Source organism: Streptomyces sp. SS7 (assembly GCF_037993025.1).
Lineage (GTDB): Bacteria > Actinomycetota > Actinomycetes > Streptomycetales > Streptomycetaceae > Streptomyces.
On record NZ_CP141223.1, the window covers coordinates 7,082,047 to 7,107,745 of the forward strand.

General features: G+C 72.2%; 26 protein-coding genes. 6 read left to right on the top strand and 20 right to left on the bottom strand.

Going from position 1 to position 25,699, the window contains the following annotated elements; translation table 11 throughout:
* Positions 1-32 precede the first annotated feature (32 nt).
* Together U5640_RS32515 and U5640_RS32520 are read right to left on the bottom strand one after the other, a co-directional pair.
* Positions 33-1,961, bottom strand: a complete 1,929-nt coding sequence (locus U5640_RS32515; RefSeq protein ID WP_340385471.1) for a hypothetical protein — start codon at positions 1,959-1,961, stop codon at positions 33-35.
* Between the two features lie 57 nt (positions 1,962-2,018).
* Positions 2,019-2,513 carry a tetratricopeptide repeat protein gene (locus U5640_RS32520; RefSeq protein ID WP_340380461.1) on the bottom strand — a complete coding sequence of 165 codons (495 nt, stop codon included), beginning with the start codon at positions 2,511-2,513 and terminating at the stop codon, positions 2,019-2,021.
* A gap of 98 nt (positions 2,514-2,611) precedes the next feature.
* Here U5640_RS32520 and U5640_RS32525 point away from each other — a divergent pair, with 98 nt between their 5' ends.
* The gene (locus U5640_RS32525) at positions 2,612-3,028 is read left to right on the top strand and encodes a hypothetical protein (RefSeq protein ID WP_340380463.1); all 417 of its coding nucleotides are present in this window, start codon (positions 2,612-2,614) and stop codon (positions 3,026-3,028) included.
* Positions 3,029-3,108: 80 nt separating this feature from the next.
* Here the strand turns inward: U5640_RS32525 and U5640_RS32530 are convergent, their stop codons facing one another.
* From U5640_RS32530 to U5640_RS32565, 8 genes are all read right to left on the bottom strand, one after another.
* Positions 3,109-4,668, bottom strand: coding sequence for a DUF1996 domain-containing protein (locus U5640_RS32530; RefSeq protein ID WP_340380465.1), 1,560 nt, complete (start codon positions 4,666-4,668; stop codon positions 3,109-3,111).
* A gap of 171 nt (positions 4,669-4,839) precedes the next feature.
* Positions 4,840-5,496 carry a response regulator transcription factor gene (locus U5640_RS32535; protein WP_067244996.1) on the bottom strand — a complete coding sequence of 219 codons (657 nt, stop codon included), beginning with the start codon at positions 5,494-5,496 and terminating at the stop codon, positions 4,840-4,842.
* A complete protein-coding gene (locus U5640_RS32540; protein WP_340380468.1) occupies positions 5,481-6,773 on the bottom strand; it encodes a sensor domain-containing protein in 1,293 nt (430 codons plus the stop codon). The genes U5640_RS32535 and U5640_RS32540 overlap by 16 nt, the downstream gene beginning before the upstream one ends.
* Positions 6,774-6,825: 52 nt before the next feature.
* Complete coding sequence (locus U5640_RS32545) at positions 6,826-7,851, bottom strand: NAD-dependent epimerase/dehydratase family protein (protein ID WP_340380470.1); 1,026 nt, start codon at positions 7,849-7,851, stop codon at positions 6,826-6,828.
* Positions 7,852-7,911: 60 nt separating this feature from the next.
* On the bottom strand, positions 7,912-8,481 hold the full coding sequence (locus tag U5640_RS32550; protein WP_340380472.1) for a winged helix-turn-helix domain-containing protein: 570 nt from the start codon (positions 8,479-8,481) through the stop codon (positions 7,912-7,914).
* 394 nt (positions 8,482-8,875) lie between these two features.
* Positions 8,876-9,907 (bottom strand): glutamine synthetase, encoded by a 1,032-nt coding sequence (gene glnII / locus U5640_RS32555; RefSeq protein ID WP_340380474.1) that lies wholly within the window; start codon positions 9,905-9,907, stop codon positions 8,876-8,878.
* A gap of 285 nt (positions 9,908-10,192) precedes the next feature.
* Positions 10,193-10,909 carry a hypothetical protein gene (locus U5640_RS32560; protein ID WP_340380476.1) on the bottom strand — a complete coding sequence of 239 codons (717 nt, stop codon included), beginning with the start codon at positions 10,907-10,909 and terminating at the stop codon, positions 10,193-10,195.
* Positions 10,910-11,046: 137 nt separating this feature from the next.
* Positions 11,047-11,406, bottom strand: a complete 360-nt coding sequence (locus U5640_RS32565; protein WP_340380478.1) for an arsenate reductase family protein — start codon at positions 11,404-11,406, stop codon at positions 11,047-11,049.
* Between the two features lie 240 nt (positions 11,407-11,646).
* Here U5640_RS32565 and U5640_RS32570 point away from each other — a divergent pair, with 240 nt between their 5' ends.
* Positions 11,647-11,961 (top strand): hypothetical protein, encoded by a 315-nt coding sequence (locus U5640_RS32570; protein WP_055639121.1) that lies wholly within the window; start codon positions 11,647-11,649, stop codon positions 11,959-11,961.
* Positions 11,962-12,004: 43 nt separating this feature from the next.
* Here the strand turns inward: U5640_RS32570 and U5640_RS32575 are convergent, their stop codons facing one another.
* Complete coding sequence (locus U5640_RS32575; protein WP_340385473.1) at positions 12,005-13,189, bottom strand: winged helix DNA-binding domain-containing protein; 1,185 nt, start codon at positions 13,187-13,189, stop codon at positions 12,005-12,007.
* A 196-nt stretch (positions 13,190-13,385) separates the two neighbouring features.
* Here U5640_RS32575 and U5640_RS32580 point away from each other — a divergent pair, with 196 nt between their 5' ends.
* Positions 13,386-14,744: a DUF2252 domain-containing protein gene (locus tag U5640_RS32580; RefSeq protein WP_340380481.1), complete on the top strand. Its 1,359-nt coding sequence runs from the start codon at positions 13,386-13,388 to the stop codon at positions 14,742-14,744.
* A gap of 59 nt (positions 14,745-14,803) precedes the next feature.
* Positions 14,804-15,058, top strand: coding sequence for a hypothetical protein (locus U5640_RS32585; RefSeq protein ID WP_340380483.1), 255 nt, complete (start codon positions 14,804-14,806; stop codon positions 15,056-15,058).
* A gap of 37 nt (positions 15,059-15,095) precedes the next feature.
* Here the strand turns inward: U5640_RS32585 and U5640_RS32590 are convergent, their stop codons facing one another.
* The 5 genes from U5640_RS32590 to glnA all read right to left on the bottom strand — a co-directional run bounded on the left by U5640_RS32590 (position 15,096) and on the right by glnA (position 19,972).
* Positions 15,096-15,680, bottom strand: a complete 585-nt coding sequence (locus U5640_RS32590) for a hypothetical protein (RefSeq protein WP_340380485.1) — start codon at positions 15,678-15,680, stop codon at positions 15,096-15,098.
* 3 nt (positions 15,681-15,683) lie between these two features.
* The gene (gene htpX / locus U5640_RS32595; RefSeq protein WP_340380487.1) at positions 15,684-16,601 is read right to left on the bottom strand and encodes a zinc metalloprotease HtpX; all 918 of its coding nucleotides are present in this window, start codon (positions 16,599-16,601) and stop codon (positions 15,684-15,686) included.
* A 101-nt stretch (positions 16,602-16,702) separates the two neighbouring features.
* Entirely contained in the window at positions 16,703-18,193 is a 1,491-nt protein-coding gene (locus tag U5640_RS32600; protein WP_340380489.1) for a hypothetical protein, read from the bottom strand.
* Between the two features lie 2 nt (positions 18,194-18,195).
* Positions 18,196-18,453: a hypothetical protein gene (locus U5640_RS32605; RefSeq protein WP_340380491.1), complete on the bottom strand. Its 258-nt coding sequence runs from the start codon at positions 18,451-18,453 to the stop codon at positions 18,196-18,198.
* 109 nt (positions 18,454-18,562) lie between these two features.
* Positions 18,563-19,972: a type I glutamate--ammonia ligase gene (glnA, locus tag U5640_RS32610; RefSeq protein WP_340380492.1), complete on the bottom strand. Its 1,410-nt coding sequence runs from the start codon at positions 19,970-19,972 to the stop codon at positions 18,563-18,565.
* Positions 19,973-20,168: 196 nt separating this feature from the next.
* Here glnA and U5640_RS32615 point away from each other — a divergent pair, with 196 nt between their 5' ends.
* The gene (locus U5640_RS32615) at positions 20,169-20,636 is read left to right on the top strand and encodes an RDD family protein (RefSeq protein WP_067245024.1); all 468 of its coding nucleotides are present in this window, start codon (positions 20,169-20,171) and stop codon (positions 20,634-20,636) included.
* Positions 20,637-20,751: 115 nt separating this feature from the next.
* Here U5640_RS32615 and U5640_RS32620 read toward each other — a convergent pair whose 3' ends face one another.
* From U5640_RS32620 to lipB, 4 genes are all read right to left on the bottom strand, one after another.
* Entirely contained in the window at positions 20,752-21,450 is a 699-nt protein-coding gene (locus U5640_RS32620) for a DUF4191 domain-containing protein (RefSeq protein WP_340380495.1), read from the bottom strand.
* A 132-nt stretch (positions 21,451-21,582) separates the two neighbouring features.
* A complete protein-coding gene (locus U5640_RS32625) occupies positions 21,583-21,786 on the bottom strand; it encodes a hypothetical protein (protein WP_067245807.1) in 204 nt (67 codons plus the stop codon).
* A 289-nt stretch (positions 21,787-22,075) separates the two neighbouring features.
* Positions 22,076-23,041: a lipoyl synthase gene (lipA, locus tag U5640_RS32630; RefSeq protein ID WP_340380497.1), complete on the bottom strand. Its 966-nt coding sequence runs from the start codon at positions 23,039-23,041 to the stop codon at positions 22,076-22,078.
* Positions 23,042-23,148: 107 nt separating this feature from the next.
* Positions 23,149-23,946 (bottom strand): lipoyl(octanoyl) transferase LipB, encoded by a 798-nt coding sequence (lipB, locus tag U5640_RS32635; protein ID WP_340380499.1) that lies wholly within the window; start codon positions 23,944-23,946, stop codon positions 23,149-23,151.
* 245 nt (positions 23,947-24,191) lie between these two features.
* Between lipB and U5640_RS32640 the strand changes: the two genes are divergently transcribed.
* The gene (locus tag U5640_RS32640) at positions 24,192-25,697 is read left to right on the top strand and encodes a regulator (protein ID WP_340380501.1); all 1,506 of its coding nucleotides are present in this window, start codon (positions 24,192-24,194) and stop codon (positions 25,695-25,697) included.
* The last annotated feature ends 2 nt before the right edge of the window (positions 25,698-25,699 follow it).

Below are 25,699 nucleotides of genomic sequence, written 5' to 3' on the forward strand. Positions count from 1 at the left end.
GCCCGTCGGGCACGCTCCGGCGCGGCCTGCGATCAGTTGAGACCGCTCACCGGCCGCCCGTTCCTCAGCGTGCCCTTGAGGTCCGCCTTCGCCCCCTTCTCGGCGGCGGCGGTGAGCAGATGGCCCGGCGCGAAGCCGCGCACCCCGCCGGTCGCCCGCAGGTCGCGGGTCCCCGAGTCGCCGGCCGCGAGGAGGTACCAGTGGCCGCCCTGCGACTTCCACAACACCCCGGCCAGCACGTGCGGATCGCGCGGCCCGCACGCGGGGACGTCCCCGGCCTTCGCCACGGCCGCCCCGAACAGCCGGCCGGGGGTACGGAACTGGGCCAGCACCCGGCTTCCGTCGCCCCGCCAGGTCTCCGCCCGGGTGCACACCCATTCCGCCGAGCCGCTCGCGTCGGGCAGCGGCTGGCGCGCGTACGACCACACGTTCACCGTGCGCACCCCTTGCCCGCGCACATCGGCCAGCGAGCAGGCGTACGGCGCCCAGGTGCCGAGCGCCTCCGCTCCCGTGGCCTCCTTCGGCGCGGTGGGCCGCCCGCCGGTCAGTCGGGCGGGCACCAGCTCGCCGAGGTCGGTGAGGAGATGGGTGCCGGAGGCGTCGGTGAGCTGGAGGACGTTCCAGCCGGTGCAGCTGCCGGTCCGGGTCGCCGGGCTGGCCAGCGGCGAGGTGATGCCGTCCGTCAGTGTCAGGGCCATCACCCCGGCGCCCGGCTTGCCGAGGTCCCGTTCGCCCGCCGCGGTCACCCAGGGCGCCGTCAGCCAGCGCACGTTGCCGTCGGCCCGGTCCAGGACGATCGCGGACGCCTCGGCGCCGGTCGCGCCGTCCACTCGTGCGAAGTCCAGGGCGGCCCCGGCCGTGCCGTCCTTGGGCTCGGCGTAGCGGGCGATGCGCCAACCGTCGTGGAAGAGCACCACGCGGGCGTTGCCGACCTCGGCCGCGTAGAGGAGCTGGGGCGGGCCCGACGGGCCGCCGGAGGGGGTGTCGGGGGTCGCCGAGACCTGCACCGACGCGCCGGGCCGGGCCCAGACCGCGAGGGCGCGGCGCAGCAGCGCGGTGTCGCGGACCAGGGCGCCACGGGCCGGCCAGACGGAGAAGTCGGTGCGCGCGGACGTCTTCCAGGCGACAGGGGAGACCCGCAGCAGCCGGCCCGGGTCGAGCGCGGCCTCGGCAGCCGGGTTCTGCGCGTACACCGGTGCGGCCGCGCCGTCCGGTCCCCAGCCGTCGCCGGGCAGCGCGGCCAGCGCACCGCACACCACGAGGGCCGCGGCGGCGGCCAGCGCGGCCGTGGTGTGCCGGCGGCGGCGCAGCAGATCGGTGGGCCGGGCCTGGAGGGAGCAGGGGTCGAACTCGGGGGAGTCGAGCAGCGCGTACCGGGCCGGCACCGCGTCGGCCTCGTCCAGCGCCGCGTCGGTGTCCGCCACGCCCGCCTCGGCGAGGACCTTGCGCACCTCGCCGTCGGCGAGCTTCTCCAGACCCCGCAGCACATAGGCGGCGCGGGCCGGGCCGTCCAGGGCGGACAGCCGCTGGTCCAGGGCGAGTTCGTCGGCGCCGCCGGAGTGCGGGAACAGCCTCAGGCCCCGCACCTGGGGGAGCAGCGGCGGCAGTTGCGCCCGCTTGGGCCAGGCCGGGCGGGCGAGCGGCCAACCCGCCTGAAGGGCCGTCCGCACCACCTGGAGGCGGACATAGGCGTACCCGGGGTCACCGTCACGGCCGCCGGCCTGCGCCTGGGCCGGGATCACCGGGGCCGAGGCGCGGCGCCGGGGCAGGGCGCGCTGGACGAGGGCGTGGGCGGTCAGGACCCGGCGGCCCCGGCCGAGGCCCGGCGGCAGCACCAGATAGGCGAGCCGGACGAGACGCGGGTAGTGCTCGACGAGCGCGGCCTCGGCCTGCTCGACGTCGACGGCCCGGTCGGTGACGGAACCGGGTGCGGGGCTCGGGGCGACATCCTGTGACTGCACGCCCAGCGCAACGAGCGGCACGGAGGATGGTCACCGCCGTACGGGTCGACGCCCGGCCTACGACTCCACGAGCGCCCGTGCGTAGTGCGCCATCGAGCGCTGGTAGCGCGGCAGATGGGGGGCGAGGGCGCCGAGGACCAGGGACAGGGCCTCGCGGTCGCGGCCGAGGCTGGACAGGCACAGGGCCAGCGTGGCGCGTACCGCGTCGTCCAGCTCGTCGGAGGGGGCCTCCAGTTCGGGGGTGAGCAGCGCGACGCCCTCCTCGGCCTGCCCGGTGTTCCGCAGCGAGCTGGCGAGCTGGATCCTGGCCCGGCGGCCCTTGTACCCGGTCAGACCGAGGGCGAGGGCCTCCCGGTAGAGCGGTACGGCCCGGTCGCTGTGGCCGGTGGAGTCCCAGGCGCAGGCCCGTTCGAAGGCGCCGAGGGGGCTGTCCCCGGGCAGTTCGGCGACGAGTGCGTCGATCACCGCGCGGAAGTCGGCTGCCCGCGCCTGCGGATAGCGGTCGAGGGTGGCCCAGGCGGCCGTCACGCGCTCTTCCCAGTCGTCGTTCACCGGCCCACTCTCGCACGCGTGTGCCAGGCCGGCAGCGTATTTTGAGCGGACCGTACGCGGGAGCCGTATCCAGGACGAGGCTCACGCAGGGAGGACAGATGAAGGTGACCCGACCTATTCTCGCGGCGGTGACTGCGGCGGCGGCGCTGGTGCTGACGGGGTGCGGCGGTTCCGCAGGGAACACGAAGGCGGCGGCTGTGCCGTCGACGGCGACCGGCAGCCTGGAGAGCCTGGCCGCTGAAGTCAAGTGCACGCCCGACATGCAGACCGACGCGGACGAGATCCGTCAGGCCATCTGCAAGGTCGCTGCCGGGAAGTTCATCCTTGCGACCTTCGCCACCGACAGGGGCCAGCGAGAGTGGATCGACACGGCCAAGGACTACGGCGGCCACTACCTCGTCGGCCGCAAGTGGGTCGCCGTGGGCGAGACCGTCAAGACGGTGACGGCGCTGCGCAAGGAGCTCGGCGGCGACATAGAGGAGGGCGCCGACCACTCCGCGCACACGGGCGGCTGAAGTTCCGGGCGGCGCGACGACGAACGACAGAGCCGGCGGTGGGAGTCTCCCACCGCCGGCTCTCTCACGCGATCAGAGTGTCACTGGCACTTCTGACCACGGTTGATGCAGTTGGCGATCTTGTTGTTCAGCTGGGCGTTCATCACGTTGATGAAGTCGTCGTGGTCGGTGGCAGCCTTGTGGAGCTGCTCCGGGAACCCGTCCACCGCGTAGGCGTTCTTGACGACGCCGTTCTGGATCTGCGGCTGCGGGGTGCTGTAGACCAGACGCATCGTCAGCTGCGGAATCGCCTTGAAGCCGTTCTGGCAGTTGCCGTTGGCGTCGGCGAAGGCCACGTGCGTACGGTGGTTGGCCGAGTCGACGTTCTTGCCGTCCCAGCAGCTCTGGAAGGCGAACGTCCGGACCACGTTGGAGCCCTGCGGGCAGATCGGGTACTGCTCCGTCAGCTGCACCTTGCTCTCGAAGCCGGTGCAGCTCCAGTGGGCGTTGGCGTTGGCCAGACCGTTGGTCGTGGTCTTGGCGTCACCGGTGATGATCCGCAGGAACTGCGGCATCGCGGTGACCTTGCTGGTGGGGCTGCCGACGAACTTGATCTCCGCCTGCTTGGCGACGAGGATCTTGCCGACGTTGCCTTCCTTGCCGCCGCCGTCGTTGTTCTGGTCGAAGTCCTGCGTGCCGTCCTGGAGACGCAGCACCGGCCAGTAGTACGACGACTTGTCCTGCTGGTTCTGGCAGGTGGTCCGGGCCGCCGCGAACGTGTTGTTGTTGGCGAAGGCGTCGTTCGACTGGTTACCGACGTAGTCGTGCAGGTGGTGCGCGCCGTTCTTCACACCGGGCGCCACGATGACGTTGTCGGTGTTGTGGTTCTTGTTCGCGTTCACGCCGCACCTGGTCACAAAGGTGCCGGTCGAGGCGTTGCGGTTGTTGCGCGGCTTGGCCTTGACATTGGCCTGGACCTTCGTGATGTCGACGAAGTCGGCCGCCGACGGGCCGTTGCCGGCCTGTCCGTTGGCCCCCGCCTGCTGCTGGCCGCCGTTATTCTGCTGGCCGTTGTTCTGCTGGCCACCGTTGTTCTGGCCGTTGTTCTGCTGGCCATTGTTGTTGTTCTGCTGGCCGTTGTTCTGCTGGCCGTTGCCCGCCTGGCCCGCGTTGGTGTTGGCGTTGGCCGCCTGCGTGGTGCAGGCCGCGAGCTGGCTGAGCTGGTTGTCGAACTGGCCGCCGACCCGCTGGATGTCGATGCGGATCCGGTCGATCGTGGCGGCCCGCTTCTCCTTCAGGGGGCCGACGATCGCGTTCTGCACGAAGCCGGGGTCGTTCGCCTGCGCCTGACGCGAGGAGGCGAGACGGGCGTAGGCCTCGGTGATCTGCTTGTCGAGGTTCGCCAGCTCGGTGGCCACGCCCTGCTTGGCCCGCTCCGGCACGTTCGTCAGCTTCTGCCCCACGTCCGGGCAGGAGATGGTGGCGACCTGCGCTGCCGCGTTGGCGGCCTTGGTCGTGTTCTGACCCGAGTTGCCGGACTCGTGGGCCGAGGCGTAGAAGTTCGCCCAGATCAGCCCGCCCCCGCCGAGCGCTAGGGCCGCCGATGCTGCCACGGCCTTCGTGGCCATCGACGAACGGCGTTTACGAATGTTGCGTCCCATGGAACTCCTCTGACTTCCTTGGCGGGGTCGCATCGAGGCGCCCGACAGGAGTGAAGCTGCCCCCTCCCATACGCAGCCCGTCCCACAGGTGTTCAGCGCTCTCAGAAATTGATGAGAGACCCGTACGACAAACCCTCCCCAACATCACCACATCTCGCGGTAGTTGGCCCTCTACCGATCGCGGTCCAGATAGGCCAGCACCGCCAGTACCCTGCGGTTGTCGTCGTCCGAGACCTCCAAACCGAGCTTCACGAAGATATTCGCGGTGTGCTTGGCGACGGCCCGCTCGGTGACGACCAGTTTGCCGGCGATCGCCGCGTTCGACCGGCCCTGCGCCATCAGCTCCAGAACCTCCCGTTCGCGGGGAGTGAGCCGCTCCACCGGCCCCTGCCCGTCGCCCGAGCGGCGGGCCAGCAACTGCTGGATCACCTGAGGGTCCATCGCCGTACCGCCCGCCGCGACCCGCCGTACGGCGTCCACGAACTGCTCCGCGTCGAACACCCGGTCCTTCAGCAGATAGCCGACCCCTCCGCTGCCGTCGGCGAGCAGCTCGCGCGCGTACAGCTGCTCGACGTGCTGGGAGAGGACGAGCACCGGGAGGCCGGGCCTGCGGCGGCGGGCGGCGAGCGCGCACTGGAGGCCCTCGTCCGTGTGCGTGGGCGGGAGCCGGACGTCCACCACGGCGACGTCCGGCTCCAGTTCGGCGAGGGCCCGCTCCAGCTCGGGCCCGCTCTCCACGGCGGCGGCGATCTCGAAGTCGTAGGCCTCCAGCAGCCGCACCAGCCCGTCCCGCAGCAGGAACAGGTCTTCGGCTAGGACAACGCGCAAGGAATCTCCATGGTCACCATGGTGGGACCGCCCGCCGGGGAGCTGACGGCCAGGACGCCGTCGAATGTACCCAGCCGCCGCTCCACCCCGGCCAGGCCCGACCCCGACCCCGCCCCGATCACGGCGCCGCCGCGGCCGTTGTCGGTGACGGAGATCCGCAGCCGGCCCTCCGCGTGGTGCAGGTCGGCCCAGATCCGGTCGGCGCCGGAGTGCTTGACCGCGTTGGTGAGGATCTCGCTGACGGCGAAGTACGCGGCCGACTCGACCGGCGCCTCGGCCCGTCCGGACACGTCCACCGCCACCTCGGTCGGCACGGGCAGCCGGAGCGCCAACGCCCGTACGGCGTCGCCCAGTCCGCGCTCGGCCAGCACCGGCGGATGGATCCCGCGCACCAGGTCCCGCAGTTCGGCTAGGGCCTCGGCCGACGACTGCCGGGTCTGCGCGAGCAACTGCCTGGCCTTCTCGGGGTCCTTGTCGAGGAGCATCTCGATCGTGCCCAGGTCCATGCCCATGGCCACCAGCCGGGCCTGTGCCCCGTCGTGCAGATCCCGCTCGATGCGCCGCAGTTCGGCGGCCGAGGTGTCCACGGCGTCGCGCCGGGTGTCGGTCAGCACCTTGACCCGTTCGGCGAGTCCGGCCTGGCCGGGCGTGAGCAGGCCGCGGGTCATCCGGAAGTGGACGCCGAGCGCGCTCACGGCGAACCGGTCGGCGACGACCAGCAGGAGGACCGCGAGCGCACCGGCGCCGATCGCGGTCGCCTGGTCGGCGACGGGCACGAAGGCGTACCAGTAGGGGCCGCCCGACCCGTCCGACACCACCCGCCACAGCCCCGCCGCGAGCGCCAGCCCCTCCAGCGGGTAGACCACCAGGACGACCGGCAGCAGCGCGGTGACCAGCCCCGCCACCGTGTCCGCCATCAGCCAGCGCAGGTCCCGCCAGGTCGCCGGGTCGCGCAGCAGGGCGTGGGTGCGCCGCACCGGGCTGGCGGTCGCGGGCAACGGCCGGTAGGCGGACGGGATGTGGATCCCGCACCAGCGCTGCGCGAGCTCGCGCCGGTTGTCGGCGAGGGCCCGCGCAGCGCCCATCACCCAGGGGGTGGTGACCAGGCCCACCCCGACGGGGATCAGGGCGAGGGAGACGAGGGCCAGGCAGTAGACCACCACTGTCCAGGGCCACACCGCCAGGGCCAGTACGAGCCCCCGGACGGCGGCGAGCGCCGTCTCCCGTGTCCTGGAACCGCGTCGGCCGCTCTTCGTGTCGGTGTCGTCGGTGTTCATACGGTCAGTCTGTCCGACCGTCCGGGGCCGGTCACGGGGCCGAAGCCCCCGGTCAGAGGGTGGTGCCAGGTACACCCTCCGCCCCGGCCAGCACCCGTGCCTCCACCTCCGGGTCCAGCCCCTTCACCGCCCGGTCCGAGCGGTGCGGCGCCGTCCCGCCGATCGCCTCCAGCCAGGACCAGGTGTCGGCGACGGTCTCCTCGACCGGACGGCAGGACAGTCCCGTCGCCACCGCCCGCGAGACGTCGGCGGCGTGCAGCGCGTCGTGCAGGTCGGTGCCCGGCGGCACCCACACCGGCAGCTGGACCCAGGGCTCGATGCCCGCGTCGAGGACGGTCTGCGGGGCGGTCCAGCGCAGCCGTGCGTCCGACCCCGTGGCCCGCACGCACGCGTCGAGGAACCCGCCCATGGTGGCGTGCCCCTGGGGGCTCATCAGGTTGAACGGTCCGCTCAGCTCCCGCTCGACGGCGCCGAGGATCCAGGCGGCGAGGTCGCGGACGTCGACGTACTGGAGGGGGAGGTCCCGGGGCCCGGGGGCGAGGACCGGGCCGCCGCGAGCGATCCGGCCCAGCCACCAGGGCAGCCGGCCGACGTTCTCGTGCGGGCCGAGGATCAGCCCGGCCCGTACGAGCACCGACGCGCGCGGGCCGAAGGCGTCGACGGCGGCCAGCTCGCCGCCCCGCTTGTCGCGGGCGTAGTCCGTGGGGCCGGCGTCGGGCGCCGCGCCCTCCACCACGGGCGCGTCCTCCGTGTACCCGGCGGGCGGGGCCCAGGTGTACACCGAGCAGCTCGACACGTACACGTACCGGCCGGCGCGGCCCCGCAGCAGCCGCGCCGCCTCGTGCACCGGGCGGGGCGCCGACGACCAGGTGTCGACGACGGCGTCCCAGTCCCCCTCGTGCGCGGCCAGGGCGGCAAGGCCCCCGGGCGCGGTGCGGTCCCCGGCCAGCGCCCGTACACCGGGGAGGGGTGCGTACCGCCCCCGGTTCAGGACCGTGACCTCCCAGCCGCGCCCGAGGGCCGCCTCCACGACGGCCCGCCCCACGAACTCCGTACCGCCCAGCACCAGAAGTCTCATGCGGGTGACTGTGCCCGGCCGGTCCGGGGGACGGAACCGTCCTCTGCCCAGGGCAGAGCGTCAGCGGCCGGTCGGCGGGGTGTACTTGTAGCCGACGCGGCGCACGGTCTGGATGGTGCCGCGGTGCTCGGCGCCCAGCTTGCGGCGCAGCCGGGCGACATGGACGTCGACCGTGCGGCCGTCGCCGACGTGGCCGTACCCCCAGACGGTGGTGACGAGCTGGTCGCGGGTGTGCACCCGGTTCGGGTGCGCCACGAGATGCGCGAGAAGCTCGAACTCCAGGTATGTCAGGTCGAGTTCACGTCCGTCGACCGCCGCGGTGCGCTGGACGGGGTCGATGCGCACGAGGGGGTCGCCGGCGGCGGTACCGCGCTGCCTCGCCGGCACGGGCACGGGCTGGAACGGCTGCTGCTGGTCCGCCGGGATCAGCACGAGGTAGCCGACCATCGCCGGGTGGCCGGGCAGGTCGGGCAGGGAGTGCTGCGGCGCGGGCAGCCAGGTGGCGCCGGGCGGCAGGAGATCGGTGACGTCGGCCACCTCGTCGGGGCCGACGGCCCGCAGCCGGTGCCGCGGGGCGTCCTGGACGGGGTGGGGGAGGGTGGCGGTGGAGAGGGAACGGGTGGTCGCCATGAGAGGTCAGCTCTTTTCGCGCGAGAAGTCCGTCGGGGAGGTCGACGGCCGCGATGCGTGGTCGGGCTCGTCGAGGGACGTACGTCGTGCGCGCTGGCCGAAGGCCGGGGTGTACGGCTTTAGAGGGCCGGCGCGTTCGTCGCGCGGCAACACACCCGGTCGAAGTCGTGGTGCTGACGGGAAGGCCAGAAGGGCTCGAGGTCATGGCGACCCGTCGCGGTGTACTTCTGGAAGCTGGCCATGCCCCCATTGAAGCAGACACACGCCCGCAACAGGACCCTCCTCTCACAGCTTGGACGCTTTCCTTGACGCGAAGTTGACGTCAGGGGCGGGGACGCGGAAGGGGCGCCCCACCGGACCGGCGGGGCGCCCCTTCACGAAGCCGTGGGACGGATCAGACCTGGCCGGCCTTCTCCAGGGCGGCGCAGCAGGTGTCGACCAGGAGACGGGTCACCGTGTAGGGGTCGACGTTGGCGTTCGGGCGGCGGTCCTCGATGTAGCCCTTGCCGTCCTTCTCGACCTGCCACGGGATACGGACCGAGGCGCCGCGGTTGGAGACACCGTAGGAGTACTCGTTCCACGGGGCGGTCTCGTGCAGACCGGTCAGGCGGTCGTCGATGCCGGCGCCGTAGTTCTTGACGTGGTCGAGCGGCTTGGAGCCCTCACCGAGCGACTCGCAGGCGGTGATGATCGCGTCGTAGCCCTCGCGCATCGCCTTGGTGGAGAAGTTGGTGTGCGCGCCGGCACCGTTCCAGTCGCCCTTGACCGGCTTGGGGTCGAGGGTGGCGGAGATGCCGAAGTCCTCGGCGGTGCGGTAGAGCAGCCAGCGGGCGACCCACAGCTGGTCCGAGACCTCGAGCGGAGCGAGCGGGCCGACCTGGAACTCCCACTGGCCGGGCATGACCTCGGCGTTGATGCCGGAGATGCCGAGGCCGGCGGCCAGGCAGTTCTCCAGGTGGGCCTCGACGACCTCACGGCCGAAGATCTCGTCGGCGCCGACACCGCAGTAGTAGCCGCCCTGCGGGGCCGGGAAGCCGCCCTTGGGGAAGCCGAGCGGGTAACCGTCCTGGAAGAACGTGTACTCCTGCTCGATGCCGAAGATCGGCTCCTGCGCGCCGTACTTGGCCTCGACCTCGGCGAGCGCGGCACGGGTGTTGGACTCGTGCGGCGTCATGTCGATGTCGAGGACCTCGCACAGGACGAGGACGTCGTCGCCGCCGCGGATCGGGTCGGGGCAGGTGAAGACCGGCTTCAGCACACGGTCCGAGGAGTGCCCCTCGGCCTGGTTCGTGGAGGACCCGTCGAAGCCCCAGATCGGCAGTGCGTCCAGACCGGCGGGCTCACCCGTGATGATCTTGGTCTTGGAGCGGAGCTTCGCCGTCGGCTGGGTGCCGTCGATCCAGATGTACTCAGCCTTGAAGGTCACGGGCCACTTCCTTCGGGGGTGTGTCTGACGCACTTGCGGGTGCTGTTGCTGCTGCGGCGCTGCGGCACTGGGGCGCCGTCGGTGTTGATCGGCAGCTTGTCAACAGGCGATTTCCCGGTCATTGCTCGAATGTGAACCCCGTGTTACCTGGCGGTGCTGTGGTACGGGTCACCGCGTGCGGGGGTCCCGCTGTCCGTGGCCGCGAACAGCGGGACCCCGTCAGGCGCGGTCACCGCCCCCTCCGGAGCGGTGCGCCGCCTCAGCTCGTCTCCCGGCGGGGGAGCCTCACCCCACCTTCTCGATCACGGCCCGGCGGATCAGGAACTTGCCGGGCTCGCGGACCTGCTCGAAGGCGGCGTTGTTCAGCAGCGCGCAGCTGCCGGAGACCGAGGTCACCTGGACGGTGACGGACTTGTTGTTGTCCAGGTTGGTGACCTTCAGCTTCGTACCCGCCGGGAACTGGTTGCTGGACGCGGCCGGCGCGCCGCCCTCTCCCGAGAGGGTGACCGTCGAGCCGTTGCAGACCTGCTGACCGGAGACCGCGGCACCGCCGGTGCCGGCGTTGCCCGTGTTTCCGGCATTGCCCGCGTTCCCGTTGTTCCCCGCGTTGCCCGTGTTCCCGGTGTTCGCCGCGGGGGCCGAGGCCGTCTGCGAAGGCTGGGCCGGCTGCGCCGCCTGGGAGTCCTGAGCCGACTCCCCAACGGTGCACCCCGACGCCTTCTGCTGGACCTTGATCTGTGCGATGACCGCCTCGCGGTTGGCGATCCGGGCCGCCGACTGCGCGTCCGGAGCGGCCCGCTGGCCGTCGATGAACTTCTGGTTGTTGCCGAGGGCGGTGGCGAGCCCCTGGCAGACGGTCGAGTTCCCGGCGGACAGGGTCTGCGGCGTCTGCGAGGCGTTCGAGCTGCCGGCCATGGCGAAGGCCCCGCCGCCCGCCACCGCCGCCGCGCCGACGAGCAGTGCGATCGTCTTCTTCGTGCCGAGTGTTCTCCTGCGCGACATGCGCGCCTCCTGAAAGGGATAGGGGAGCGTACGCCGCTATGTACGAGATCCCGAACGAAGTTACTCAGCGGTCGCGGTAGTCGGCCGGAGTGGCGCGCGTCACGTCACGGCCCGTGCGGGACTTTCGAAACACCCCCCTAACGGGACAGTGCGTCCCGTACGGCCTCGTCCGTGCGGGCCACCACGGCCGTGCCGTCGTCGGCCGTGATGATCGGCCGCTGGATCAGCTCGGGATGCCCGGCGAGCGCCGTGATCCAGCGCGCGCGGGACGCCGCGTCCCGCGCCCACTCCTTCAGCCCCAGCTCCCCGGCCGCGGCCTCCTGGGTCCGGGTGATGTCCCACGGCTCCAGGCCGAGCCGGTCCAGTACGTCCCTGATCTCGTCCTCGCTCGGCACCTCCTCCAGATACCGGCGGACGGTGTAGTCGGCACCCTCCGCGTCGAGCAGCGTCAGCGCGCTGCGGCACTTCGAGCAGGCCGGGTTGATCCAGATCTCCATGGGGCCCACGGTAACGGCCCGCCGCGAGGGGAGCCCGAGCAGTGGCTCTGTTCGAATACTTGGCGTCTCTCGTGCCCCGCGCGAACCTCGGGTGACACGGTGCCAATTTCCTTGCTCACCTGGGCATTTGGAGGAGATTACGGACTGCTGAATGTCAGTGGGGGGCAGTAGACTGGATGCAGTGTTCGAGAGTTCCGCCGGAGATCCCGGCGGGGTTCCGACCGCGACAGGAGGATGTTCGTGCCCGCTGCCGCACTGAAGCCGAAGCCGCTGCCGACCCAGTCCACCGCGAAGCGTTCCGTCCAGCTCGACCTGCCCTATGTGCCCGTGGCGAAGCGGCCGTTGCCGGCCGGACGGCCCCGGGAGTGGTACGTGGCGCACAACCGCCGCCTCAAGGCGATGCGCCTCGCCATCGCGCTGCTCGACCTCGGTGTCTACCTGCCGAACCAGGCCCGCAACGAGAAGATCCGCAGCACGGCGGAGCTGATCGGCGTCCACCCGCCGTCGGACACCACGTGCCACATGGTCAGGGCCTACCTGCGCTACAACCGGTGAGCCGGGTGCCGGGTGCCGTCCCCGGCACGGCACCCGGCGTCCCTCACCCCGCCAGCTCCTTCTCCATCGGCGTCCGGAACCGGGGCGTCACCCGCGCCCCGCCCAGCAGGCCGGCCAGTCGCTCCGCCTCGGCGCCCACCGCCGCGCGCGCCTCCCGGCCGATCCCCTCCCCGGCGAGGATCCGCCAGACGACCTCCCCGTCCGCCCGCTGGGCCCAGGCCCCCACCACCCGGCCGTTCCACCACACCGTCGGCCCGATGTTGCCGCTCCGGTCGAACAGGGCGGGCCGCAGCTCCGGCGCCAGATACCAGTCCCGGCCCTGCCAGCCCATCGCCGTCGGATCGAGAGCGGGCAGCAGGGCCGCCCAGGGCTCCTCGGGCGCCGCCACCGGATCGGCGTCCCCCTCGACGACGTACCCCGTGCCCTCGTCCACCGCCACCGTCCGGGCCCCCATCGCCTCCAGCGCCCGCCGGACGTCGGTCACCTTCCACCCCGTCCACCACTTCAGATCCGCCTCGGTGGCCGGACCGCAGGCCGTCAGCCAGCGCCGCAGCAGCTCCGCCCGCGCCTGCCCGGGGTCCAGCTCCGGATGGGCCGGGGCGAGGGCCCAGCGGAACTGGCTGGACGTCCACGAGCCCAACGGGCGCCCCCGGACGACCTTCCCCTCCACCCCCAGCAGCCGCAGCAGCCGGGTCGAGACGGTGTGGACCCCCTCGTAACTCTTCCCCGCCGCATACACGAACCGCTCCCGCAGCCGCGGCTCCTCCCGCGACAGCTCGGCCGCCGTCGCCTGCCCCAGCCGCCCCAGCGCGGCCAGCGCCGACTCCTCGACCTCCTTCAGCCAGGCCGCGTCCGGGGCACCCGCCTTCGCCATGTCCGCCACCAGCGAGGCCCGAGCCCGGGCGGCGACCGTGAGACCGGTCGAGGCGTGCACGACGGCCGTCAGTTCCGCGGGGAACACGAACACGGTGTCCCGCATGCCGTGCATCCGCACCAGCGTCCGGTCCTCGTACAACGCCCGCTCCGTGGCCGCCACCGGCCCCGCCGGGTCGGCGAGCCGCGCCCCGACCGCGAGGTGCACCGTCGCCGGATCCGTCCCGTGCAGGGCGACCAGGGAAGCGGCCACCGCCTCGGGCGTCGCCGCCCGCCCCGCCGCGGTCAGCCGGTGCCGCAGCGCCAGCCGGGCCCTGCGCTCCGCCCCGTCGATGTACCGCATGTCCTCACCCATCCCCGACCATCGCCCCGTCGTCACCGGTCCCTGCACGCATCCTCCCCGGCACCACTGACAATCGCGCCCCGCCCCACGCGTCACCCGTTCGCCGGACCCGGCATGCGCGCCCGGGCCCCCCGCTCTTCACTGCGAACAAGGGCGTGACGGCGGTGTGTTCGAGACGGGAGACCGGCGTGCTGCGGAGACGAGGAACATGAGCGCCCCCGGCGCCGTCGGCACCCCCGAGGAGCGGGCCCGGCGCGGCAAGGAGGCCCGCAAGCGGGTACCCCGCTCCGCGCACGCCGACTGGCTGCCCCCGCTCGACCGGCCCGACCCCGTCGTCGTCCTGGAACGGCAGGGGCGCGACCGGCTGCCCGAACTGCTGCCCGTCCGCCACGGGCGGATGGCCGCCTCGCCCTTCGCCTTCCTGCGCGGCGCCGCCGCCGTGATGGCCGCCGACCTCGCCGCCCGGCCGCACACCGGACTCACCGTCCAGCTCTGCGGCGACGCCCATCTGCTCAACTTCGGGCTGTACGCCTCCCCGGAGCGGGCGCTGATGTTCGACCTGAACGACTTCGACGAGACGTTCCCCGGCCCCTTCGAATGGGACGTGCAACGCCTCGCCGCCTCCGTCACCGTCGCCGCCCGCGAGAACGGCCACGCCGGGCCGCGGGCGCGCGCCGCCACCGTCGAGGCGGTCGCCGCCTACCGCACCACGATGCTGCGGCTGGCCCGGCTCGGCGAACTGGACGTCTGGTACGAACGCATCGACGCCGACCGGCTGCTGCCCCTGCTGCGCGCCTCCCGGCACCGCCGGCGCGCCGAGGCCAGCCTCACCCGGGTCCGCCGCCGCACCAGCCTCCAGGCCCTCGGCGAACTCACCGAACGCGTCGACGGACGCCACCGCATCATCCACGACCCGCCGCTCCTCTCACCCGCCGGCGTCTCCGACTCCGCCGCCCTGCGCAAGATCTTCAGCGACTACCGCTCCACCCTCTCCGGGGAGCGCCGGCTGCTCCTCGACCGCTACCACTTCGCCGACGCCGCCCGCAAGGTCGTCGGCGTGGGCAGCGTCGGCCTGCGCTGCTTCATCGTCCTGCTGACCGGACGCGACGCCGACGACCGGCTGCTCCTGCAGATCAAGGAGGCCCGCGCCTCCGTCCTGGAGGCCCATCTGCCGAGCGGACCCCACCTCCACCCCGGCCACCGGGTCGTCGCCGGACAGCGGCTGCTCCAGGCGGCCGGCGACATCTTCCTCGGCTGGACGACCGGACCCCAGGGCCGTGCCTACTACTGGCGCCGGCTGCGGGACACGAAGGGCTCCGCCGACGTCGCCGGCATGACCCCCGCCGACCTCACGGCGTACGCCCGGCTCTGCGGCACCGCCCTGGCCCGCGCCCACGCCCGCTCCGGCGACCGGATCGCCCTCGCCGGCTACCTCGGCACCGGCGACACCTTCGAGAACGCGATCGCCGACTTCGCCGAGGCCTACGCCGACCGGACCACCACCGACCACGCGTCCCTGCGCGCGGCCATCGCGGCGGGAGTGGTCACGGCGGCCCCCGACGTATGACGCGGACACGCCCGAAAAACGGGATGCACGGTGAGTGACCGTCTCCCTACGCTGGACGCATGGCCACCGTCATCATCATCGGGACCTTCGTCCTGGTCGTCCTGGGATTCGGAAACCCCCTCTACTGGCTGGCCGCCGTCGCCCTGCTCTACGTCCACGTCCAGTACGGCAGGGACACGACCAGCTCCTCGTCGTCGACCCCGCCCCCCACCCCGGCCCCGGGCCCCGCCCCGACCACCTACAAGGCCTACCGCGCCCGCCGCGACCTGCAGACCAAGTGGGAGCGCCGCTACGAGCGCGAGCGCGGCAGGTAGGAGCAGAGGACCGGAGGAGAGCCGGGGGAGAGCCGGCTCACAGGCCGGGGGCGCCCCACACGGGGAACCAGCGGCTGAGGTCCTGCTCGATCCGCAGGTCGTTCGCCAGGACGGCCTTCACCTGGAGTTCGAGCGCGTTGTCGCGCCGCTGTCCCCGCCCGGGCAGCGGCGCGAACGGGAAGAACGTGCCGCGCTTGTAGAGGTACACGAGCGCGAGGGACCGCCCCGAGGGGTTCGCGAAGGCCGCGAGCGAACACAGCAGCTGCGGGCCGAAACCGTTGATCTCCATGGCGCTGTTGACCGCGTGCAGGTCGTTGACCAGGGCGGAGAGGTCGTCGGGGGAGCGGTGGGAGAGCAGCCAGGAGTAGCCGTAGTCGTCGCGCAGGAGCCGGACCGGGGGCCCGGTGCGCTCGGTGTCGGCGTCCAGCAGGGCCTGGACCTCCAGGTGCGTCTGTTCGAAGGCGGCGCCCTCCACGGTCGCGAAACAGACGGCGCCCTGCCCGGTCGGCGTGAATCCGGCCGCCGCCTCCAGTGTGATCGCCGCCGACGGCAGTGCGAACAGCTGATCGAGGTCGGGGACGACCGGCTTGGTCCGGCCGAGCAGGATGTCGAGCAGCCCCATGCGTCAGCCTGCCTTCCCGGGGGTCGCCGCCTCACCCAGCTCGGCGGAGATCCGCCCCAGCTGGTCGAGCCGCTGCTCAAGGCTCGGGTGGGTGGAGAAGTAGCGTTCGATGCCGGGCTCCTTGCCGGTCGCCGGGGTGAAGTAGAAGGCGTTGAAGGCCTGGGCCGTACGCAGGTCCTTGGTGGGGATGCGGGCGATGTCCCCGGAGACCTTGGTGAGCGCGGAGGCCAGCACGGAGGGGCGCCCGGTCAGCAGCGCGGCCGCCCGGTCCGCGGCCAGCTCCCGGTACCGGGACAGCGCCCTGATCAGCAGGAAGCTGAGCGCGTACACGGCCGCCGACACTCCCATCACGGCCGCGAAGACGACGGCCGTGTTCTGGTCCCGGCGACCGCCGAACAGCTGCGAGTAGAAGGCGAACCGCACGATCAGGCCCGCGATCACCCCGAGGAACGAGGCGATCGTGATCACCGCCACGTCCTTGTGCGCCACGTGCGACAGCTCGTGCGCGAGCACGCCCTCCAGCTCGGCCGGCTCCAGCCGCCGCAGCAGCCCGGTCGTCACGCACACCACCGCGTTGTCGGCATTGCGGCCGGTGGCGAACGCGTTCGGCATGTCCAGGTCGGAGACGGCGACGACCGGCTTCGGCAGGTCCGACAGGGCGCAGAGCCGGTCCACCACGGCGTGCAGCTCGGGGTACTCCTCGCGCTCCACGACCCGCCCGCGCATGGCGAACATCGCGATCCGGTCGGAGAACCAGAACTGCGCCACGAACATGGCCGCCACCAGCACGACCACGAGCAGCCACGACTTCAGCAACACGATCAGCGCGGCGACGAACGCCACGTACAGCAGCCCCAGCAGAAACATGGTGACCGTCATCCGCACGGTCAGCCCCCGGTCGCTCCGGAAACGGCTCCGCATCTGCATCACCCCGCAGGCAGTCAGGCACTCGCCCCCACAGCCAGTGTGCACCCTCGCACTCCCATGAAGCGCTCCTGAGCAGGCCTAGGAGCAGCAAAGGCTCAGACGGGGACGCCGGCTTCCCACTTCCTCCGCCGCAGCGCGCGGGCACTGAACAGATGCGCCGAGCGGTCCAGCAGCGCTCCGGCCTCGGCGACCGCCCCACGCGGTACGTCCCCGCCCGCGTGCCAGCCCTGTACCGACTGGCGCGCCCACTCCCGGATCCGCTCGTCCGGGTCGTCGAGCGCCGTGACCGCGGCCCGCAGCCGTACGATCCCGCCGCGCGCGTCCAGCAGCCGGAACGCGGCGACCCGCACATGGCGGGGCCGCCCGGCGCCGAGCCGCTCGGTCAGGTCCTCCTCGGGCACGTCGTCCGCCGACGGCAGCAGCGCGGCCGTCACCTCCCGCACCACCCCGGGCGCCGGATCGTCCAGCAACGGCCGCAGCCGTCGTACGTCCGTCACGGCCAGGGTCCGCAGTCCGGCGACGGCCCGGGCCCGCACGCCCGCGACCGGGTGCCCGAGCAGCGCCCACAGCACCTCGGCGTCGGCCCGCTCCCCGCACTCCGCGAGCCCGATCACGGCCGCCGGCGGCAGTCCCTCGGGCTCGGCGCACCGCTTGCGGTACCAGGGCAGCGGATCGCCCCCGCCCTGCCGTACGACGTACCGCGCACAGGCCCGCACCACCGCGGACCGGTCCGCGAGGAACCCCACGGCCCGCTCGGGCCGGCCGGCCCGCCGCAGCGCGGTGACCCCGGCGGCCCGCACCCGCGGCCGACGCGCCCCGAGCAGCGGTTCCAGGACGCCGTCCTGGTCCCCGCCGTCCGTCAGGGCGGCCACGGCGGCGTCGGCACAGAGGTTCTGGACCACCGTGTCGGGGTCGCGGGCGGCGGTGCGGGCCAGTTCGGCCGGGGAGAGGTGGTGCCCCTCGACCGCGAGCCGGTGCGCGTACCGCCGTACGGCGCGGTCGGGGTCGGTGTACAGCGGCGTGAGGAGCTCGGGCGGCGCCGCGCGCAGCAGCCGGTCCGCGAGGCCGGCGGCGAAGTCCCCGTGGTCCCGGCGCCCGAGGCGCAGGATCAGGGGCGTCAGCCGTACGGCGGTCCGCGCGTCGAGCGCCGCCGTCAGCAGCAGCCGGGCGGGCTCGTGCACCGGGGGAGCCCAGTCGGCACTGCGCAGCACCACCAGGGGCAGCAGTGCGGGGTGCCCGGCGGCGTGTTCGAGGGCCGCCTGCCGGTTCCTGCCGTCCCAGTGGCACAGCGCGAGCGCGAGCTGCGACTCGGTGAGTTCGGTGAGCGGTTTCGGGCGCCGCAGGAGGGCGGACAGCCCGCGGGCCCGGTGCCGGCGCAGAGCGGCGAGAACGACGCGTCCGCCCTCGGTGACGGCCCAGGGGGGCATCCATACGCCGCCGTCCTGCTGCCACACGCTCTGCCGGACGCCCGCGTCGAAGGCGATCCAGGCCGCCGCGTCGTCCCCGGGCAGCACCGCGCCGACCGGCTCCCCCTCCGCGAGTCGTACCGCGGCCGCCACCCCGGCCTCGCCGGTGACCGTGTTCATGTCTAGTACGGCGCCTGGAAGCGGGTGTACCCCAGGATCAGGATCACCGCGGCCACGCACCCCAGCACGATCACCGTCGACAGCCAGGACGACCGGCGCGGCCCCACGTGCTCGGGGTCGCCCCGGAACGGCACCGGCTCCGGCGGGTTCTCCTTCCAGCGGGCGGCCAGCATCCGGGCGCGGGCCGAGGGCTCCTTGTGCTCGGCCTGGTCGGCCCACTTGATGTCGAACTCGCGCTGGTCGTCGTCCTGTTCGGACATCCCCGTATCCCCCGTCGCCTGGTCTCGAACAGCAGTGCCAGAAACCATACGACGGCGCCCCCGCCCTGAGAAACAGGAAACGGGGGCGCCGCCTACGGCAGAGGCTCGATCACACGTCGAAGTACAGCTCGAACTCGTGCGGGTGCGGGCGCAGCTGCAGCGGGGCGATCTCGTTCGCGCGCTTGTAGTCGATCCACGTCTCGATCAGGTCGGACGTGAAGACGTCACCGGCGAGCAGGAACTCGTGGTCGCGCTCCAGCGAGTCGAGGACGGCCGGGAGCGAGGTCGGGACCTGCGGGACGCCCGCGTGCTCCTCGGGGGCCAGCTCGTAGAGGTCCTTGTCGATCGGCTCGGCCGGCTCGATCTTGTTCTTGATGCCGTCGAGGCCGGCGAGGAGCAGGGCCGAGAAGGCGAGGTACGGGTTGCCGGAGGAGTCGGGCGCGCGGAACTCGACGCGCTTGGCCTTCGGGTTCGACCCCGTGATCGGGATACGCATCGCGGCGGAGCGGTTGCGCTGCGAGTACACCAGGTTGACCGGGGCCTCGAAGCCCGGGACCAGGCGGTGGTAGGAGTTCACCGTCGGGTTGGTGAAGGCGAGCAGCGACGGGGCGTGCTTGAGGATGCCGCCGATGTAGTAGCGGGCGGTGTCCGACAGACCCGCGTAGCCGGCCTCGTCGTAGAACAGCGGGGTGCCGTTGCTCCACAGCGACTGGTGGACGTGCATGCCCGAGCCGTTGTCGCCGAAGATCGGCTTCGGCATGAAGGTGGCGGTCTTGCCGTTGCGCCAGGCCACGTTCTTCACGATGTACTTGAAGAGCTGGAGGTCGTCGGCGGCGGCGAGCAGCGTGTTGAACTTGTAGTTGATCTCGGCCTGGCCGGCGGTGCCCACCTCGTGGTGCTGGCGCTCGACCTGGAGGCCGGAGGCGGCCAGTTCCAGGGAGATCTCGGCACGCAGGTCGGCGAAGTGGTCGACCGGCGGGGTGGGGAAGTAGCCGCCCTTGTAGCGGACCTTGTAACCGCGGTTGTCCTCGAGCGCACCGGTGTTCCAGGCGCCGGCCTCGGAGTCGATGTGGTAGAAGGACTCGTTCTCCGAGGTCTTGAAGCGCACGCTGTCGAACACGTAGAACTCGGCCTCGGGGCCGAAGTACGCGGTGTCGGCGATACCGGTCGACGCCAGGTACGCCTCCGCCTTCTTCGCCACGTTGCGCGGGTCACGGGAGTACTGCTCGCCCGTGATCGGGTCGTGGATGAAGAAGTTGATGTTGAGCGTCTTGTCCCGGCGGAAGGGGTCCACCCGCGCGGTCGACAGGTCGGCGCGCAGGGCCATGTCCGACTCGTGGATGGCCTGGAAGCCGCGGATCGACGAACCGTCGAACGCGAGCTCCTCGTCCGGGTCGAACGCCTCGACGGGCAGCGAGAAGTGCTGCATGACGCCCGGCAGGTCGCAGAAGCGGACGTCGACGAACTTGACGTCCTCGTCCGCGATGAACTTCTTGGCCTCGTCGGCGTTCTGGAACATCCAGCTCCTCCTACTCCCGGCCGTCGAGCCGGGGTGGTAGTTCGTTCGTGCGGCCAGTGCGGTGGCACACGCTGTCCTCGACCCTAGGGACGCGTGATTTCTCGGGCGTGACCCATTTGTTTCGCACAAGTTAACCGGACTCGGTCCGAATCACCCACCTGTCCGCATCGCGAAACGGGGGCAGTACCGTGGACGCGTGGACAAGAGGGAAGCAATCGGATCGTGGCTCTCGGGCCCCCGCGCGGCGGCGGAGGAAGCCGGTGTCGACTTCGGATACAGGGGCGAACAACTGGGCCTCCCGGAGGAGGGACCGGGCTCGATCGCCCGCCCCGGCCGGCGTCTCGGCGCCCTCGCCGTGGACTGGGGCCTGTGCCTGCTGATCGCATACAGCTTGATCACCGACGGCTACACCCCCTCCACCAGCAACTGGACCCTGCTGGTCTTCCTGCTGGTGAGCCTGCTGACGGTGGGTACGCTCGGCTTCACCCCGGGCAAGCGGATCTTCGGTCTGCGGGTGGTGTCGCTGGACACCGGCACGGTCAAGCCGCTGCGCTCGGCGATCCGCACGCTGCTGCTCTGCCTCGCACTCCCGGCCCTGATCTGGGACCGCGACGGCCGGGGCCTGCACGACCGGCTGGCCCGCACGGTCGAGGTCCGGATCTAGGACTTCGGACGTACGACGGCCTCGGGGCCGTACGACGAGGGGGCGCCCGGTGATCACCGGGCGCCCCCTCGTCGTACGGGAAGCAGGAAGGACGAGCCGGACGAGCCGGGACGGCTCAGCGGGCCTTGCCGCCCTTCGGCAGGCGCACGCCCTTGGGCATGGGGCCCTTGGGGAGCGGCATGTTGCTCATCAGGTCGCCCATGGCGCGCAGCCGGTCGTTCGTCGCGGTGACCTGCGGGCCGGTGAGGACGCGCGGGTACTTCAGCAGGGTGGTCCGCAGCTTCTTCAGCTCGGTCTGGCCCTCGCCCGTGCCGACGATCACGTCGTGCACCGGGACGTCCGCGACGATGCGGTTCATCTTCTTCTTCTCGGCGGCCAGCAGGCTCTTCACCCGGTTCGGGTTGCCCTCGGCGACCAGGACGATGCCGGCCTTGCCGACGGCCCGGTGCACCACGTCCTGGCTGCGGTTCATGGCCACCGCGGGGGTCGTCGTCCAGCCGCGGCCGACATTGTCGAGCACGGCCGCCGCGGCGCCCGGCTGGCCCTCCATCTGGCCGAACGCGGCCCGCTCGGCCCGTCGGCCGAACACGATCGCCGTCCCGAGGAAGGCGAGCAGGAAGCCGAGGATGCCCAGGTAGACCGGGTGGCCGATCAGGAAACCGATCGCGAGAAAGACACCGAGGATGAGGATGAAGACGCCCGCGAGCACCAGACCGATCGTCTTGTCGGCCTTGCGGGTCATCTTGTACGTCAGGGCGATCTGCTTCAGTCGCCCGGGGTTCGCGGCGTCCGCCGCGCTGTCACTTCTCGCCATGCCAGGAAGTCTACGTGGCCCCGGAAGTACCGACGACGGCAGTGTCCGGGAGGCGGGCGGCGGGGAAGCGGAGGGGGAGGCGCGGGGAGGGGTGTGGAGGGGTGTGGGGTGGGGAGTGGGTGGAGCGGTGGGTCAGGAGGTGCGGGCGGAGGTGACCGCTTCGAGGACGCGCTGCGCCTCGACCCGGTCCTTGGCGCGACGGCGGTCCTCCAGCACGGAGGTCCACGCGTTGCGGCGGGCGGTGCGCTGTCCGCTGCTCAGGAGCAGCGACTCGACGGCGCGCAGGGCGGTGGTGAACGACGGGATCGCGGTGGCGCGAACGGGCGCGGCCTGCATGGGAAGGTCCCCCTCGGGCAGGTTGGGGTGGGTCTCTACGAGGTGTGACACCAGCGTCACTGTTCGGTGTTACCAGGGCGTGACCGACCGGTCAAACGCCCATGAAGCCTTGATGAGGGGTCCTGTGCGGTCGGGGAACGCCGACGCGGTCCCGACCGGGGCCCTCATCTGCGAGGACGGTCGGGACCGCGTCGTTTCGGCCGTTACCGGCCAGTAGCACCTTGTGCGCGAGTTCACACGCTTGCCCGACGCCCGGACGGCGCAAGGCGGGTGGCGGCTGTCGCCCAGGTCACACGGCCTGCGAGGCGATGTAGGCGCCCCGCTTCTCCACGGCCATCTGGTACAGCCGGCCCGCGCGGTACGAGGAGCGCACCAGCGGACCCGACATCACCCCGGAGAAACCGAGCTGCTCGGCCTCCTCCTTCAGCTCCACGAACTCCTGCGGCTTGACCCAGCGCTCCACGGGGTGGTGGCGCACGGACGGGCGCAGGTACTGGGTGATGGTGATCAGCTCGCAGCCGGCGTCGTGCAGCTGCTTCAGCGCCTCGCTGACCTCCTCACGGGTCTCGCCCATGCCGAGGATCAGATTGGACTTGGTGACCAGGCCGTGGTCGCGGGCCTCGGTGATCACCTTCAGGGAGCGCTCGTAGCGGAAGCCGGGGCGGATCCGCTTGAAGATCCGCGGGACGGTCTCGACGTTGTGCGCGAAGACCTCGGGGCGCGAGGCGAAGACCTCCGCCAGCAGCTCCGGCACGGCGTTGAAGTCGGGGGCGAGCAGCTCGACCTTGGTGCGGCCGGCCTCCCGGGCCGCCGTCTGCTCGTGGATCTGACGGACCGTCTCGGCGTACAGCCAGGCGCCGCCGTCCTCCAGGTCGTCGCGGGCGACGCCGGTGATGGTGGCGTAGTTCAGGTCCATGGTGACCACGGACTCGCCGACCCGGCGGGGTTCGTCACGGTCCAGCGCCTCGGGCTTGCCGGTGTCGATCTGGCAGAAGTCGCAGCGCCGGGTGCACTGGTCGCCGCCGATGAGGAAGGTCGCCTCGCGGTCCTCCCAGCACTCGTAGATGTTGGGGCAGCCGGCCTCCTGGCACACGGTGTGCAGGCCCTCGCTCTTCACGAGCTTCTGCATGGCGGTGTACTCGGGGCCCATTTTCGCCCGGGTCTTGATCCACTCGGGCTTGCGCTCGATGGGGGTCTGGCTGTTGCGGACCTCGAGGCGCAGCATCTTGCGTCCGTCGGGGGTGACTGCGGACACGACCGGCTCCCTGTGACTTCGATTCCTCGGCGCACACCAGGGTACGCCCGTGTTTACCGAGCCCTGCCGCCAGGCCGACCCCGACGGACCCAAGGCCCTTCCCTGCGTCAGGCCGTCGCCGGCTCGACGGTCCGCGGCTTGAGGTCCGCGTTCCCCAGGACGTCCCTCAGATGGCGCTCGGCGACCGGCAGGACCTCCTCGATGGTGAGTTCCCGGCCCAGTTCGTGCGCCAGGGAGGTGACACCGGCGTCGCGGATGCCACAGGGGATGATCTTGTCGAAGCTGGATGTGTCCGGATTCACGTTGAGGGCGAAGCCGTGCATGGTCACGCCCTTGGCGACCCGGACGCCCATGGCGCAGATCTTGCGGTCCTCGCGGCGCTGGCCGGCGTTGGAGGGGGCGTACTCCGGGCCGTTGAGCCGGGGGTCGAACTCGTCGTCGGTCAGCCGGGGGTCGAAGTCGAGCGAGAGTCCGCCCACGGCGGGACGCTTCTCCATCGGATCGCCCAGCACCCAGACGCCCGCCCGGCCCTCGACCCGGCTGGTCGCGACGCCGAACTCCGCGCAGACGCGGATCATCGCCTCCTCCAGCCGGCGCAGGTGCGCCACCACGTCCACCGGGCGGGGGAGCTGCTGGATGGGGTAGCCGACCAGCTGGCCGGGGCCGTGCCAGGTGATCTTGCCGCCGCGGTCCACGTCGACGACCGGGGTGCCGTCGAGGGGGCGCTCGTTGTCGGCGGTGCGCCGGCCGGCCGTGTAGACCGGCGGGTGTTCGAGGAGCAGCACGGTGTCGGGGATCTCGCCGGCGAACCGGGCCGCGTGCACCCGGCGCTGCTCGTCCCAGGCCTCCTGGTACTCCACGGCCTCGGCCCCGAAACCCATACGGACGAACCGCAACTCACTCACGGCAAGCGCCTCCCTGGAAGGTCGTAAGGCACGAAACGCGCCCACGCCACTGTACGTCCGCGCCCGCCGCGTCAGCCGCACGGCCAATCCTCACACGATCGGATGAATGAGGGTCGAGATGTGCGACCAGCTGCTTACGCTCCGCTACATTCGCGCCGTTCAAGAGGCATCACACCTGATCACAGCCCTCAGGGCACTTCATCCGGGCATGTCAGAGGCCCGGGAGGCAGGAGACCGCACCGCAGATGACGGAACGACCCGCGCAGCGCACTCCCAACCGCCAGCTCGCCGCGCTCATCGCAGAAGCCGGGTTCTCCAACGCGGGTCTGGCCCGTCGCGTCGATCAGCTGGGCCTCGAACACGGACTGGACCTCAGATACGACAAGACCTCCGTCACCCGGTGGCTGCGCGGCCAGCAGCCCCGGGGCACGACCCCGGCCCTGATCGCCGAGGTGTTCACCCGCCGCCTCGGCCGCCGCCTCACCGCCCAGGACCTCGGCCTGGACGCGTGCGCCCCGGTGTACGCGGGGCTGGAGTTCGCCGGCACCCCCGAGGAGGCCATCGACATCGTCGGCGGCCTGTGGCGCAAGGACTCCGGCAGCCACGCCGAACTCCGCAAGATCGCCTTCACCCCGGCCGGACTCGTCGTCCCCAGCCGCGACTGGCTGATCGGCCGGTCCGACGAGAAGGTGGCCCGCGGTGCCGAGACGGCTCCCCGGGTGCCGCTCCAGAGCCGTCCGGCGGTCCCCCGCGCGACGGCCGCGAAACCCGGCGGGTCGCTGCTGCCCGCCGTCCCGCAGATCGCCGTCCCGCGCCAGCGCGGCCAGGGCGCCGAACGCGGCCCCGGCCAGCGGGTCACCGGCGGCGACATCGCCGCGCTGCGCTCGGTCGGGGAGCTGTTCCGCACCCTCGACGACATGTACGGCGGCGGCCACGCCCGCCAGGCCCTCGTGCGCTACCTGGAGCACGAGTGCGAGCCGATGCTGCGCGGCACCTACGGCGAGCAGACCGGCCGCCGGCTCTTCGGCGCCGCCGCCGAGCTCACCCGGCTGGCCGGCTGGACCTCCTTCGACATCGCCGCGCACGGCCTCGCCCAGCGCTACTTCGTGCAGTCCCTGCGGCTGGCCCAGGCGGCCGGGGACCGCGCCTACGGCTCGTACGTCCTGGTCACCATGAGCCGCCAGGCCGTCTACCTCGGGCACGGCCGCGAGGCCGTCCAGCTCGCCCGGGTCGCCCAGCAGGGCATCGGCGGCTGCGCCCCACCGGTCGTCCAGGCCCTGCTGCACGCGGCCGAGGCGCGCGGGCACGGGGTGCTCGGCGAGGTGCGGGCCGGCACCGCCGCGCTGGTGCGGGCCGAGCGGGCCCTGGAGGCGGCCCGCCCGGGCGACGAGGTGCCGCACTGGGCGCGCTGCTTCGACGAGGGCCGGCTGGCCGACGAGTTCGGGCACTGCCACCGCGACCTCCAGCAGTTCCGGGCCGCCGCCCAGCACGCCGAACGCTCCCTCCAGCTGCGCCCCGCCGCCTACGCCCGCAGCCGCCTGTTCTGCCGCGTCGTCCTCGCCACCGCCCGCCTGGCCCTCGGCGAACTCGACCAGGCCTGCCACCTGGCCGCCGAGGCGGCCGTCCAGGCGGCCGAGATGCGCTCGGTGCGCGCGCTGGAGTACATCAGGGACTTCGAACGCCGACTGGAGCCGTACCGGGACGCGGCCCCGGCGAGGACCTACCGGGACAAGGTGTCGGCGCTGGGCTGACG